This window comes from Methylobacterium sp. Leaf469 (assembly GCF_001424745.1).
Lineage (GTDB): Bacteria > Pseudomonadota > Alphaproteobacteria > Rhizobiales > Beijerinckiaceae > Methylobacterium.
In genome coordinates, this window is sequence record NZ_LMRE01000042.1 from 258,389 (window position 1) to 270,820 (window position 12,432).

Sequence of the window (12,432 nt, forward strand, 5' to 3'; positions counted from 1 at the left end):
GACGCTGGACGATGCGTAGATTTTCGATGATGGGCGGCGTCTCTCTGCTGGCCCTGGCCTGCCTCGCCGGCGGCGTGGCGGCGGCTCCGGACAAACAAGCCGCCGGCCAGGAAGCCCTCGGTAAGGAAGCTCCCGGCAAAGCCGACGCGGCTTCGTCGGCCCTCACCCGCGACGCCATCGAGGCCGCCGCCCCGGCATCCGCCAGCAAGTCTTCCGACACAAAGCCCTCCGACGGCGAAAAAGTCCGTAACGAAAAAGTCCGTAACGAAAAGGTCCGGACTAAGAAGACCGCCAAGGCCGACGACAAGCGGCCCGATCCGCTTCTGGTGAAGGTGCAGGTTCTCCTCGACCGGGCACGGTTCTCCCCCGGCGCCATCGACGGGCGCGACGGCGAGAACATGCGCGGCGCCCTCGCGGCCTTCGCCACGGCCAACGGCCTGCCGGCCACCGAGGCGGTGAACGCGGAGGTGTTCGAGAAGCTCGCGGCGACCAGCACCGAGCCGGTGACGGCCGAGTACACCCTGACGGAGGCCGACGTGGCGGGGCCCTACGTGGCCACGATCCCGCCCAAGATGGAGCGCCAAGCGGACCTCGAGGCCCTGTCTTACACCAACCCGCGCGAGATGCTGGCCGAGCGGTTCCACATGGCCCGCGCCCTGCTCGTGGCCCTCAACCCCGACAAGCCCCTCGACAAGGCCGGTACGGTGATCACGGTCGCGGCGGTGCCGGCCCTGGAGACGGGCAAGCCCAGACCGGACGAGAAATCCAGACCGGAAGAAAAATCCAAGGCCGACGATAAATCCAAGGCCGACGACACGTCGAAATCCGAGGACAGGCCGACGAAGGACGTCGCCCGCATCACCGTCGACAAGACCACCCGGCACGTGCGTGCCTTCGACAAGGCCGGCAAGCTTCTGGCGTTCTATCCGGCCTCCATCGGCAGCGCCGAGAAGCCGGCGCCGTCGGGCAACACCAAGGTGAAGGGCGTCGCCTTCGCGCCGACCTACACCTACAACCCGAAATACGCGTTCAAGGGCGTGAAGACGAAGGAGAAGTTCACGATTCCCCCTGGCCCCAACAATCCCGTGGGCGTGGTCTGGATCGATCTCGCGATCCCGTCCTACGGCATCCACGGCACGCCGGAGCCCGAGAAGGTCGGCAAGACCGAATCGCACGGCTGCATCCGCCTCACGAACTGGGACGCGCGCAGCCTCGCCCTGCGCGTCGCCCCGGGCACCGAGGTGGCGTTCAAGGACGATTGATCCGGAACGCCGCCGCCAGCCCGAGCAGGGCGGCGTCGCCGAGGAAGGCCAGGGCCGCCGTGGCGGCGGCCCCCTGGAGCATCGGTACGGTGTTCTGGTTCTGCAACCCGGCGACGATGGGGGTGCCGAGGGTGGAGGCGCCCGCGAGCGCCCCCACGGCGGCGGTGGCCACCGCCAGCACCAGGGCCGTGCGCAGGGTCTCGACGATCTCTGACGCGGCGAGGGGGAGTTCGACGGAGAACAGGATCTGCCGGCGGGTCATCCCCATGGCCTCCGCAGCCGCCATGGCGTCGCGCGAGACCGCCTCCAGGGCGCCCACGGTGCCGCGCAGGGCCGGCATCACCCCGTAGGCCACGAGTGCCAGCAGGGTCGGCGGTCCGCCGAACCCGAGGATCGGCAGAGCGAGGGCCACCACCACCACGGGCGGCACCGCCTGCGCGCCGGCCGCGAGGCCGTCGATGGCTGGACGGAAGGCGGCGCCGGCCCGGCGGGTCGCCAGGATGCCGAGGCCGAGCCCGAGGGTCGTCACCAGCCCGAGGCCGGTCCCCGCGAGCACGAGGTGCTGCACGGCGAGGACGAGGAGGCGGTCGAAATCCAGCGCCCGGCGCGGTGCCTCGCCGAGGAGTTTCGCGAGTTCGGTCGCGACCACCGGATGGCTGACGGCCGCCAGGACGAGGCCGATGAGGCCGATGGGCACCATGCGCCGCAGCCTCATGCGGGCGCTCCGACGCGCATCCGATCTTCCACCCCGCTCAACGCCCGCTCGGCGACCAGCGACAGGGCGATCACCGGCACGGCGCCGAGGAGGATGAGATCGGGGGCGAACTGCGCCATGCCGTCGAACACGATGCGGCCGAGGCCGCCGGCCCCGATGAGGGCGCCGAGGGTGGCGAGGCCGATGGCCTGGACCGCAGCGACCCGCAGGGCGCCGACGAGTTGCGGCGCACCCAGCGGCAGGCGCAGGCGTACGAGGATCTGTGCGTCCGTGAGACCCAAGGCCCGCGCCGCGTCGAGGCTGTCGGGGTCGGGCGCCCGCAACGCCGAAGCGAGGCCGCGCCACAGGGGCAGGAGCAGGTAGGCGGCGATGCCGACCACGGCCGGTCCCGGCCCGAGGGCGGAGAAGCCGAGTTCGCGCAGCGCCGGTACCGCCCGTAGGAGGCCGCCGGTGAGTGCCACCAGGGCGCCGAGCAGGGCCACCGCCGGCACCACCTGAAGCCCGCCGACCACGATCCCGACGAGGTCCTGGCCGCGCCGCCACAGGGAGAGCCCGATCGTCACGGGGATCGCCAGCGCGAGGGCGCCGCCCGCCAGGGCGAGATGCTCGACGAAGGCGGCGTGCAGGGCCGCGCGCCGGCCCGCATACTCGACGGCGAGCGACAGGGCCGCGAAGGTCCCGGCCCGCCCGGCCACGATCAGTCCGACCCCGACGAGGAGCACGATGCCGAGCCCGAGGCCGGGACGGCGCCCGCGTTGGACTGCGACCCCGAGGGCCGCGGCGAGCAGGGCGGCGGCGAGCCACGCCCCGGCGCCGAGACCGGCCCGCGCCGCCGGAGGCTCGGCCGCCATCCGCAGGGCGGCGCCGTGTCCGATTCCCCAGGCCAGAAGCCCGGCGGCGGCGAGGAGCAGGGCCAGGGCGACGGCACCGGCCCGGCCTCCGGATGCGGATGCCAGGAGGCCCGCCGCGGGGGCGGACAGGACGAGCACGCCCGGCAGGGCGGGCCCGAGACCGGCCCAGCCGGCCACCGGAACGCCGGGAACCAGGCGATTGGCCGCGATGGTGAGCAGCGGCCCGTGGACGAGGGCTGCCCCGAGGCCGACGAACCAGGCGAGCGCCAGCACAGCCGGCAATCCGCGCGCGGCACCGGCCGCCCGTCCGTGGGCCTGTCCGGGGGCGCTCATCTCAGGAACCCGCGCTCCGTCAGGTAGGTGCGCGCTACGGTCTCGGCCACGACGCCCTCCACGGTGATGCGGGCGTTTAGCCCGCGCAGGGTCGGGGCGTCGAGGCCGGTGAAGATGCGGGCGAGGGCTGGGCGGATCTCGGGATGGCGGGAGAGGGTCCCGGCCCGGATCACCGGCGCGACCTCGTAGACGATCTGCGCCCCCTTCGGGTCCTCCATCACCACGAGGTCCAGGGCATCGAGGGCCCCGTCCGTGCCGTAGACCATGCCGGCATCGACGCCGCTGATCCCCTGCGCCGCCGCGCGGGCCGTCACCGCCGTGTCGCCGCCCGGCAGGCTGACGATGCGATCCAGCGGCATCCGGAACCCGTAGGCGGCCTCGAAGGACGGCAGGGCGGCGGGGCTCTCGACGAACTCCGTCGAGGCGGCGAGCCGGATCAGGCCCCGCCCCACGGCCCGGGCGAAATCCGCCATGGTGGCGAGCCCTTCGCGCCGGGCGAGGGCACCGTTCACGGCGATGAGCCAGGTGTTGTTGGCCGGCGCCCGATCGAGCCAGACGAGGCCGCGGCCCGCATCCGCGCGGGCGATGGCGGCGAACGCGCCGTCCGACGTCTTCCAGGCGGGGTCGGACACCGTATCGGTGAAGAACGCCCCGTTGCCGGTGTATTCGGGATAGAGGTCGACCTCGCCCGACAGCAAGGCGTTGCGCACGATCAACGTCGGGCCGAGGCCGAGCTTCGTCACCACCGCCAGGCCGAGGGCTTCGAGCGCCAGGGCGATCATCGCCCCCATCAGCGCCCCCTCCGTGTCGCTTTTGGAGGCGACGACGAGGGGGGCAGCGCTCCGCGCCGGTCGTGATGGGGCAACGGCCGCTCCCGCAAGGCCCGCGAGCAGGATGCGCCGGTCGAGGACGTGTGGGCGAGGTGGAAACCGTTCCGACATAAATCCCTTCACCCCCGGTGCGGGGATCCTATTTCGGCCGGCTGAGACGCAAATGTATCACTTCGTAACATCAACGTCTTTCGGCGTCGTCCGGAGCCGGGGAAGCGCTTGACACGCTCGGCGGAACGGGCGACGGCTCGCTTCGTCCCGGAACGGCCCACGTCGTACCGGATCTTCGGCAATGTTGTCGCGCTCGCGGTCGAGGGTGGAAGCACCTGAGCCGAGGTCGATCCAAGACTCCTCTTTGTAGACGACGTTCCCGAACCCGGAACGAATCGAAGGGAAGAAGCCCCGGCGTGAGTGCTCAAGTGGACGAAGACCTTCTGAACGGGGCTCGCGTGCTTGTCGTCGAGGACGAGGCGGCGATCTCGATGCTGCTCGAGGACATGCTGCTCGATTTCGGTTGCACGGTGGTGGGCCCCGCCGCCCGCCTTTCGACGGCCCTCGAGATGGCGCAGGTCGAGAACTTCGAAGTGGCGATCCTCGACGTGAACGTCGCCGGCGAGCCGATCTATCCGGTGGCCGAGGCCATCGTGAAGCGCAACCTCCCCATCGTGTTCTCCACGGGCTACGGCGGTGCCGGCATCCGCGAGCCGTTCCGCGATCGTCCCGTCGTGCAGAAGCCGTTCAGCCAGGCCGACCTCAAGCGCACCCTGCTCGCCGCCGTCGCCGCCGCGCGGGCCTGACCGTCACCGCCCGTCCAGGGGAAACGCGTCGGCCACGTGGGCCGGCCAGCGCCCCGGTGCGACCAGCACGGCATCCGCCCGCAGGGTGAACCCGGCATGGGCCGGGTGCGCCGTGATCCAGCCCCGCACCGCGCGCGAGAACCGTGCCCGCTTTCGCCCGTCGATGGCGTCGAGGGCCGTCTCCAGGTCCGCCCGTGCCTTCACCTCGACGAACGCGATGGTGCGTCCGCGCCGGACCACGAGGTCGATCTCGCCGCCCACGGCCGCGTAGCGCCGGGCCAGCGGCCAGTAGCCCTTCAGCAGGAGCGCCAGCAGCGCGCGAGTCTCGCCCGTGAGGCCGCGTCCGTGGGTGGCGCGCCGCCGGGCGGCATCCTTGGTGCGGGGCTCAGGCCTCGTCATCGGTCCGCCGGGACAGGGCCAGGGCGCGGGCATAGACCACCCGGCGCGGCTGGCCGGTCTCGTCGGCCACCAGGGCGGCGGCGTCCTTGATGGAGTGGCGGGCGAGCGCCGCCGTCAGGGCGGCATCGAGGCCCGCATCGGTCTCGGCCTGATCGGGCTCCTCGGTGCCGGTGCCGATGATCACCACGATCTCGCCCCGCGGCGCCCCCTCCTCCGCGAAGGTCGCCGCGAGGCTGCCGAGGCTGCCGCGCCGGATGGTCTCGTAGAGCTTGGTCAGTTCACGGGCGACTGCCGCCGGGCGATTGGCCCCCAGGACCTCGGCGGCATCGACGAGCATCTCGGGCAGGCGGTGGGGGGATTCGAACAACACCAGGGTGCCGGGGACCTGCGCCAGGGCCTCCAGGCGGTTGCGGCGCGCGCCCGCTTTCTGCGGCAGGAAGCCCTCGAAGAAGAACCGGTCGGTGGGCAGGCCGGCGGCGACGATGGCGGTCATCACCGCCGAGGGGCCGGGGATCGGCGTGATCCGGATGCCGGCCTCGATGGTCGCCTGGACGAGCTTGAACCCGGGGTCGGAGACCAGGGGCGTGCCCGCGTCCGAGACCAGGGCCAGGGCCTCGCCGGCCTGCATCCGGGCGATCATCCGCTCGCGCACGGCGGCGTTGGAATGCTCGTGATAGGCCACCAGCGGCGTGGTGATCCCGTAATGCATCAGCAGGGTGCGGGTGACGCGGGTGTCCTCGGCCAGCACCGTGTCGGCCGCCGCCAGGGTCGCGAGCGTCCGGAACGAGACGTCCCTGAGGTTGCCGATGGGCGTCGCCACCACGTGCAGCCCCGGATCGAGGGGTTCGGCTTCCGCCGCGAGACCGAAGGCCGTGAAGGTGGAGATGGGTTTTGCCGGCCCCGCCGGGGCGTCCCGGCGCGGTCGGCCCGGCTTGTCGCTTCGCTGTGTCATGGGCGGGACCATGCCATGCCGGCGCCTCCGTGCGGAATGCGTGTATCCCCCGGCACGCACATTTACTTTTGCGAACGACACTCCCAACGTGATGGGAAGCTCGGCGACAAGGGAGCCGCGATGATACGCGCGAAGTGGCGGCAGATGGGCGTCTGGGGCGTCGGTACCCTGGCGTCGGCCTTGGCGCTGACCCTGGCGGGCTGCATCGGCGGCCCCGACGGCGGCCCGCGCGCCGGACGCCGGTCCGCGCCGCCCGTGGTCGCCGCTTCGCCGCCGGCCGATCTCCCCCCGACTGACCTGCCCCCGGGCGAGACCGGCCCGGAACCGGCCGCCTCCGGGACCCGGATCGGCACCGGCGCGGTGAAGGTCGCCCTCGTGGTGCCGCTGACCGGCCCCGGCGCGGCCGTGGGGGCGGCGCTCCGCAACGCCGCCGAACTCGCCGTCGAGGATTTCCAGAAACCCGACCTCCAGATCCTGGTGAAGGACGATCGCGGGACGGCGGATGGCGCCCGCGAGGCCGCCCAGGCGGCCCTGGCGGATGGGGCCGAACTCGTGCTCGGTCCGCTCTTCGCCGCCAACGTCCAGGCGGCGTCCGTGGCCACCCGCGCGGCGGGCAAGCCCGTCATCGCGTTCTCCACTGATGCGGCGGTGGCGGCGCGCGGCGTCTACCTCTTGAGCTTCCTGCCCCAGGCCGAGGTCGACCGCATCGTCGACGAGGCCGTCGCCAAGGGCCGGCGCTCTTTTGCGGCCCTGATTCCGGAGAACAGCTACGGCAACGCCGTCGAAGCGCAGTTCCGCGAGGCCGTGGCGCGCAAAGGCGCCCGTCTCGTCGGCATCGAGCGCTATGCGCCGGGCAATCCCGGTCCGGCGGTGGGGCGGCTCTCCGGCCTGATCACGGGCGGGGGCGCCCAGGCCGACGCCCTGTTCCTCCCCGACACGCCGGACGGCCTCGCCGCCCTCGACCCGGTCCTCGCCAAGGCCGGGTTCTCGCCGACCCGGGTCCGGCCCCTCGGCACCGCCGTGTGGAACGATCCCCGCGCCTTCGCCCTGCCCTCCCTCCAGGGCGGCTGGTTCGCGGCCCCCGACGCGGCGGGCTTTTCGAACTTCTCCCAGCGCTATCAGGCACGGTTCGGGGCGGTGCCACCGCGGGTGGCGACCCTCGCGTACGACGCCGTATCGCTCACGGCGGCGCTCAGCCGGCAATTCGGCTCGCAGCGCTTCGCCGACACCACGCTCACCAACCCGTCGGGCTTCTCCGGCGTCGACGGCACCTTCCGGTTCCGGCCCGACGGCCCGAGCGACCGGACCCTCGCGGTCTACGAGATCCGCAGCGGCGCCCCCGCGGTGGTCAGCCCGGCGCCCCGGGTGCTCGGGCCCTCGGGGACGTGATCGGAGCCTCGGCCAACGAAGGGCGAACCGGTTCTCGGTGACGCCGATGCAGGCGGAGGAGCCTGAACCGGCGAACCGGACATCCCGGTCGGCCCGGTGATTCAGGCGGCCAGCGCCGCCACGACGGCGTTGAGCACCGGGGCTCCGCGCGGGGTCGCGGCGATGCGGCCGCCGGCGCTGCGGGCGAGGAGCCCGTCGGCCACCAGGGTCTCGATCCGGGCGGCGTCGAGGACGCGGCCCTTGAGCGCGGCGTAGCGGGCCGGGTCGATGCCCTCGGACAGGCGCAGGCCCATCATCAGGAATTCGTCGCCCTGGTCGGCCGGCAACAGGCGCTCCGTCTCGACGATGCCGTGCCCGTCGCGCTCGACCCGGGCGAGCCACGCTTCGGGCGCCCGCTCGGTGACGGTGCCGAGGCGCCCGTCAGGGGCCACGAGGCGCCCGTGGGCACCGGGGCCGATGCCGGCGTACTCGCCGTAGCGCCAGTACAGGAGGTTGTGGCGCGACTGTGCGCCGGGGCGGGCGTGGTTCGAGATCTCGTAGGCCGGGAGCCCCGCCCGGTCGCAGACCTCCTGGGTCACGTCGTAGAGGGCGCGGGCATGGTCGTCGTCGGGCGGCACCAGCTTGCCGGCGGCGGCGAGGCCGAAGAACGGCGTGCCGGGCTCGATGGTGAGCTGGTAGAGCGAGAGGTGCTCGGCCGCCCGGGCGATGGCCCCCTCGAGTTCCGCGCGCCACGCTGCGAGGCCCTGGTCGGGCCGGGCATAGATGAGGTCGAAGGAGTAGCGCTCGAAATGCGTCGCCGCGACCCGCACCGCCGCCATGGCTTCCTGCGCGGTGTGGAGCCGGCCCAGGGCCTTCAGGGCGGCATCGTCCATGGCCTGGACGCCGAGCGACACCCGGTTGACGCCCGCTGCCCGGTAGCCGCGAAACCGCTCCGCCTCGACGCTCGTCGGGTTGGCCTCCAGGGTGATCTCGACGTCTGGCGCGACGGCCCACGCGCCCGCGACGGCGTCGAGCAGCCCCGCCACGGTGGCGGGCCGCATCAGGGAGGGCGTGCCGCCGCCGAGGAACACGCTGGAGACGGTGCGGCCGGGCGTCCGCGCGGCCATGTGGGCGATCTCGGCCCGGAAGGCCGCGAGGTAGCGGACCTCATCCACGGGCGCGTGGCGCACGTGGCTGTTGAAATCGCAGTACGGGCACTTCGCGGCGCAGAAGGGCCAATGGACGTAGACCCCGAAGCCCGCGTCGCGGGTCGGATGGTCCGGGCCTGTCGGTTCGGTCATGGCCGCGATGTGCGCGCGCGCCGCGCGTTTGGCAATCCCGACCTTTCTTCCGGATGCGCCGCCGCGTGCCGCCGCCGGATGCCCCCGCCTGTGTCGAACTGAACCAACGCGGCCGGTTTTTCTGCGCGAATACGCTGATGCGCTTCAGGCGAGATTAACCAAGCCCGTGCTTACTCACGGACACTTACGGTAAATCGTTCCCTTCACGGTGACTCCCGATTTCGTGTCAGGTCCGCGCGGTGCACCCGCGCGGACAGGGCTCGGCGCGGGCTGCCCGAACGGGACATGCGTATCGAGTTCGAGTCCCCATGACCTATGTCGCGCTCCGCTCGCACCGCTCTCCCCGGCAGGAGCGTCGCCGCCGCCGCAACCGCATGCTGCTCGCCGTCTCGGTGGGGGCCCTCGGCCTCGCCGGAGCCCGCCTCGGCGGCGGGAGCGACGCGGCGCCGATGAGCGTCGCAGCGGTACCGGCGAGCGTCGCAGCGGTACCGGTGAGCGTCGCAGCGGCGTCCGAGACGGCCGCCGCCCGGCCGCTGCCCGCCGACTACGCCTGGATGCTCGATCCCACGCCCGCCATCGGCGCCACCCTCCTCACCGGTCCCCTCTCCCTGGGGCCCCTGGCTTCGGGCTTCCAACGGGCCGAGCCGGCGCCGGCCGTCGACGTCCGGGTTGCCGCCGCCGATGCCCCGCCCGAGGCCGTCCCTTCCGAGGCCGCCCCTTCGGCGGTGCAGATGGCCGCGACCCCGGCGCGCTCCACGCCCGTCGCCGCTTCCCTGCCACGCCCCGAGCAGGTCGCCCTGTCGGTGCCGCTGCCGATACCGTTGCCGGTCCCGCGCCCGACCGAGTTCCGGCGCGCGCCCGTCGCCGTCACCGCGCGCCTCGCCCGGCGTCCCGCCCTGCCCTCGACCCAGAGCGTGTTCCGGGCGGCGGGCGTCGAGGAGCCCTCCCTGTTCGATCGCATCTTCGGCGATGCCCCGGCCCCCACGGCCTACGCCTCCGTGGACGGGGCGTCGGAGGCGGTCCCGTCGCGCCAGCGCCTGGTTCCGGGGCCCGCCCCGGTGGTGGGCGGCGGCATCGCGATCTACGACATCACCGCCGGGCGGGTGACCCTGCCCAACGGCGAGGTGCTGGAGGCGCATTCAGGCCTCGGACCGAGCCAGGACAACCCGCGCAACGTGCACCTCACCATGCGGGGCGCGACGCCGCCCGGCACCTACGATCTGCGCGAGCGCGAGGCCCTGTTCCACGGGGTACGGGCGATCCGCCTCAACCCCGTGGGCGGCCCCGCCGCGATCCACGGCCGCGTCGGCCTGCTCGCCCACACCTACATGCTCGGACCGAGCGGCGCGTCCAACGGCTGCGTGGTCTTTCGCGATTACAACCGCTTCCTGCAGGCGTATCTCCGCGGCGAGGTCCAGCGCCTCGTGGTGGTGGCCGGCAACGGCCAGGACGGACCGCCCCTGAACGGGCGTCGCTACGGCTTGGCGAGCCGCTGAGCATTTTCAAGCGAGGTGGATACCGGCTCGCGTGAAGAAAATGCGACCCAACAATAACTTAGAGAATTTTCCGTGATCGGAGGATCATGGAAAATACTCTAGGGTGCCGGCGGCTCCGGCCGCCCCCTCAGGCCGGGCGCCGCAGGCAGGCTTAGATTGGCCGCCGCAGGCAGGCCCGGGCCAGGAGCACGAAGGCCCGCGCCCGGTGGGAAAGGGCGTCGCCCGTTTGCCAATCGACGCCGTGCTTTTCTTCCGAAGAAATCTCCCCGAACGTCCGGTCGTGGCCGTCGGGCAGGAACAGGGGATCGTAACCGAATCCGCTGGTGCCGCGCGGGGACACGATCTGCCCGAACACCCGGCCCTCGAAGGTCTCGGTGTGGCCGTCGGGCCAGGCGACGACGAGGGCGGAGACGAAGTGCGCCCGCCGCGTGGTGTCGCCACGCTTCTCCATCTCGGCCGCGACCCGCGCCATGGCGCCGCCAAAATCCTTCGACTCCCCGGCCCAGCGGGCGGAGAACAGGCCCGGCGCCCCGTCGAGGGCGTTCACGCACAGGCCGGAATCGTCGGCGAAAGCCGGCAGGCCGGAGGCCTGGGCCGCCGCGTGCGCCTTGATGGCGGCATTCTCCGAGAACATGGTGCCGGTCTCGTCCGGTTCGGGCAGGCCGAGCTCGCCGGCCGAGACCGCCGCGATCCCGAAGGGCGCCAGCAATTCGCGCATCTCCACGAGCTTGCCGGCATTGTGAGTCGCGACGACGACCCGGCCCGAGAGGATGCGGTGCTGGCTCATGCGGAGGCCTTCTTGTCCGTGACGCGCTTGTCGGCGGGTTCGCGCGCGATGGTGTCCTTCTGGAGGGCGACGAGACGCTCGGTGCCGCCCTTGGCCAGGCGCAGGAGCGCCATGAGCTCCTCTTCCGAGAACGGCTTGCCCTCGGCGGTGCCCTGGACCTCGACGAGGCCGCCCGAGCCGGTGACCACGAAGTTGGCGTCGGTCTCCGCCCCCGAATCCTCGGCGTAGTCGAGGTCGAGCACGGGCACGCCCTTGACGATGCCACAGGACACCGCCGCCACGTGATCGCGCAGGGGATCGACGGAGATGATCGAGCGGGCGCGCATCCAGGCGAAACAATCGTGCAGCGCCACCCAGGCGCCCGTGATGGCGGCCGTGCGGGTGCCGCCATCGGCCTGGATCACGTCGCAATCGACGGTGATCTGGCGCTCACCCATGGCCGGCAGGTTGGTGACGGCCCTGAGACTCCGGCCGATGAGGCGCTGGATCTCCTGGGTGCGGCCCGATGGCTTCCCCGAATTCACTTCGCGCCGGGTGCGCTCGTGGGTGGCGCGCGGCAGCATGGAATACTCGGCCGTGATCCAGCCCTTGCCGGAGCCGCGCAGCCAGGGCGGCCCGCGCTCTTCCAGGGAGGCGGTGCACAGCACCTTGGTCTCGCCGAAGGTGACGAGGCAGGACCCCTCGGCGTAGCGGGCCACGGCGCGCTCGAGGGTGACGGTGCGCAGATCGTCGTTGGCGCGCTTCGAGGGCCGCATCGCCGCTCTCCCGGTTGAGTGTCAGGACGCGGCTCTTAGGCGCCGGGCGCGGCTGCGGCAACGCCCCAACCGAAAAGGGCGCCCACCGGGCGCCCCTCCGAACGTCTCTCAGTAGAAGTGACGACGGCCGTAGCCGTGGTGGTGACCGCGGTGATGACCGAAGTGACGGCCGTAATGGCGACCCCGGTGATGGCCGAAATGATGGCCGAAGTGGCGGCGGTGGCCGTAATGGCGGTGGTGATGACGGTGATGACGGCCATAGCCGCCGTACTGGACCTCCGTGAGGGCGGCGGCCGGGCCGGCGACCTCCGTCGAGACCATGGCGGGGGCCGCCTGGGCGCCTTGGGGCGCGGCGACGAACATGGCGCCGATCATGGCCAGCACGATGGCCAGGGACCGGATCAGACCGGAACGGGATGTGTTGCGCATATGGGACTCCTGACGCCACGCGGGGCCGGCCTTGCACGGACTTCGAGCTTGGCCGGACAGGTGAGCGGTGTGGAACGCACGATGGGCCCGGACGGCTTCATCGAAGCGCGGTTTTTCTTTTGGCCCATCGTTCCTGAAGGGCGGATGAAGCGTGCCC

General features: G+C 72.4%; 13 protein-coding genes. 4 read left to right on the plus strand and 9 right to left on the minus strand.

What is annotated here, in order from left to right; all coding sequences use genetic code 11:
- Nucleotides 1-11: 11 nt before the first annotated feature.
- Complete coding sequence (locus ASG60_RS18115; RefSeq protein WP_056386968.1) at nt 12-1,262, plus strand: L,D-transpeptidase; 1,251 nt, start codon at nt 12-14, stop codon at nt 1,260-1,262.
- Here ASG60_RS18115 and ASG60_RS18120 read toward each other — a convergent pair.
- From ASG60_RS18120 to ASG60_RS18130, 3 genes are read right to left on the minus strand one after another with little or no spacing between them, the layout of a single operon-like run.
- A complete protein-coding gene (locus tag ASG60_RS18120) occupies nt 1,249-1,977 on the minus strand; it encodes an ABC transporter permease subunit (RefSeq protein WP_056386971.1) in 729 nt (242 codons plus the stop codon). The genes ASG60_RS18115 and ASG60_RS18120 overlap by 14 nt on opposite strands.
- Nucleotides 1,974-3,161: an ABC transporter permease subunit gene (locus ASG60_RS18125; RefSeq protein WP_056386973.1), complete on the minus strand. Its 1,188-nt coding sequence runs from the start codon at nt 3,159-3,161 to the stop codon at nt 1,974-1,976. Before ASG60_RS18125 ends, ASG60_RS18120 begins: the two co-directional genes overlap by 4 nt.
- Nucleotides 3,158-4,102: a glycine betaine ABC transporter substrate-binding protein gene (locus ASG60_RS18130; RefSeq protein WP_056386975.1), complete on the minus strand. Its 945-nt coding sequence runs from the start codon at nt 4,100-4,102 to the stop codon at nt 3,158-3,160. The genes ASG60_RS18125 and ASG60_RS18130 overlap by 4 nt, the downstream gene beginning before the upstream one ends.
- Before the next feature lie 296 nt (nt 4,103-4,398).
- Here ASG60_RS18130 and ASG60_RS18135 point away from each other — a divergent pair, with 296 nt between their 5' ends.
- A complete protein-coding gene (locus ASG60_RS18135) occupies nt 4,399-4,788 on the plus strand; it encodes a response regulator (protein ID WP_056175593.1) in 390 nt (129 codons plus the stop codon).
- A gap of 3 nt (nt 4,789-4,791) precedes the next feature.
- Here the strand turns inward: ASG60_RS18135 and ASG60_RS18140 are convergent, their stop codons facing one another.
- Both ASG60_RS18140 and rsmI read right to left on the minus strand, forming a co-directional pair.
- Nucleotides 4,792-5,187 (minus strand): YraN family protein, encoded by a 396-nt coding sequence (locus ASG60_RS18140; RefSeq protein WP_056175710.1) that lies wholly within the window; start codon nt 5,185-5,187, stop codon nt 4,792-4,794.
- Complete coding sequence (gene rsmI / locus ASG60_RS18145) at nt 5,174-6,139, minus strand: 16S rRNA (cytidine(1402)-2'-O)-methyltransferase (protein ID WP_056387012.1); 966 nt, start codon at nt 6,137-6,139, stop codon at nt 5,174-5,176. Before rsmI ends, ASG60_RS18140 begins: the two co-directional genes overlap by 14 nt.
- A gap of 120 nt (nt 6,140-6,259) precedes the next feature.
- Here rsmI and ASG60_RS18150 point away from each other — a divergent pair, with 120 nt between their 5' ends.
- Nucleotides 6,260-7,528, plus strand: a complete 1,269-nt coding sequence (locus ASG60_RS18150) for a penicillin-binding protein activator (protein WP_156398949.1) — start codon at nt 6,260-6,262, stop codon at nt 7,526-7,528.
- Nucleotides 7,529-7,629: 101 nt separating this feature from the next.
- Here ASG60_RS18150 and hemW read toward each other — a convergent pair whose 3' ends face one another.
- The gene (gene hemW / locus ASG60_RS18155) at nt 7,630-8,808 is read right to left on the minus strand and encodes a radical SAM family heme chaperone HemW (RefSeq protein WP_056386977.1); all 1,179 of its coding nucleotides are present in this window, start codon (nt 8,806-8,808) and stop codon (nt 7,630-7,632) included.
- 308 nt (nt 8,809-9,116) lie between these two features.
- Between hemW and ASG60_RS18160 the strand changes: the two genes are divergently transcribed.
- On the plus strand, nt 9,117-10,304 hold the full coding sequence (locus tag ASG60_RS18160) for a DUF2778 domain-containing protein (RefSeq protein ID WP_056386980.1): 1,188 nt from the start codon (nt 9,117-9,119) through the stop codon (nt 10,302-10,304).
- A gap of 151 nt (nt 10,305-10,455) precedes the next feature.
- On the opposite strand, the gene rdgB is transcribed toward ASG60_RS18160, so the two are convergent.
- From rdgB to ASG60_RS22955, 3 genes are all read right to left on the minus strand, one after another.
- On the minus strand, nt 10,456-11,091 hold the full coding sequence (rdgB, locus tag ASG60_RS18165) for an RdgB/HAM1 family non-canonical purine NTP pyrophosphatase (protein ID WP_056175603.1): 636 nt from the start codon (nt 11,089-11,091) through the stop codon (nt 10,456-10,458).
- Entirely contained in the window at nt 11,088-11,846 is a 759-nt protein-coding gene (gene rph, locus ASG60_RS18170; RefSeq protein ID WP_056175606.1) for a ribonuclease PH, read from the minus strand. The genes rdgB and rph overlap by 4 nt, the downstream gene beginning before the upstream one ends.
- 108 nt (nt 11,847-11,954) lie before the next feature.
- The gene (locus tag ASG60_RS22955) at nt 11,955-12,275 is read right to left on the minus strand and encodes a hypothetical protein (protein ID WP_056175610.1); all 321 of its coding nucleotides are present in this window, start codon (nt 12,273-12,275) and stop codon (nt 11,955-11,957) included.
- Nucleotides 12,276-12,432 lie beyond the last annotated feature (157 nt).

Bases quoted from the DNA above. Each gene is read 5' to 3' on its own strand.
- rph (WP_056175606.1), bottom strand. From the start codon at position 11,846: ATGCGGCCCTCGAAGCGCGCCAACGACGATCTGCGCACCGTCACCCTC.
- rsmI (WP_056387012.1), bottom strand. From the start codon at position 6,139: ATGACACAGCGAAGCGACAAGCCGGGCCGACCGCGCCGGGACGCCCCG.
- ASG60_RS18150 (WP_156398949.1), top strand. From the start codon at position 6,260: ATGATACGCGCGAAGTGGCGGCAGATGGGCGTCTGGGGCGTCGGTACC.
- ASG60_RS18120 (WP_056386971.1), bottom strand. From the start codon at position 1,977: ATGAGGCTGCGGCGCATGGTGCCCATCGGCCTCATCGGCCTCGTCCTG.
- ASG60_RS18160 (WP_056386980.1), top strand. From the start codon at position 9,117: ATGACCTATGTCGCGCTCCGCTCGCACCGCTCTCCCCGGCAGGAGCGT.
- hemW (WP_056386977.1), bottom strand. From the start codon at position 8,808: ATGACCGAACCGACAGGCCCGGACCATCCGACCCGCGACGCGGGCTTC.
- rdgB (WP_056175603.1), bottom strand. From the start codon at position 11,091: ATGAGCCAGCACCGCATCCTCTCGGGCCGGGTCGTCGTCGCGACTCAC.
- ASG60_RS18130 (WP_056386975.1), bottom strand. From the start codon at position 4,102: ATGTCGGAACGGTTTCCACCTCGCCCACACGTCCTCGACCGGCGCATC.
- ASG60_RS22955 (WP_056175610.1), bottom strand. From the start codon at position 12,275: ATGCGCAACACATCCCGTTCCGGTCTGATCCGGTCCCTGGCCATCGTG.
- ASG60_RS18115 (WP_056386968.1), top strand. From the start codon at position 12: ATGCGTAGATTTTCGATGATGGGCGGCGTCTCTCTGCTGGCCCTGGCC.
- ASG60_RS18140 (WP_056175710.1), bottom strand. From the start codon at position 5,187: ATGACGAGGCCTGAGCCCCGCACCAAGGATGCCGCCCGGCGGCGCGCC.
- ASG60_RS18125 (WP_056386973.1), bottom strand. From the start codon at position 3,161: ATGAGCGCCCCCGGACAGGCCCACGGACGGGCGGCCGGTGCCGCGCGC.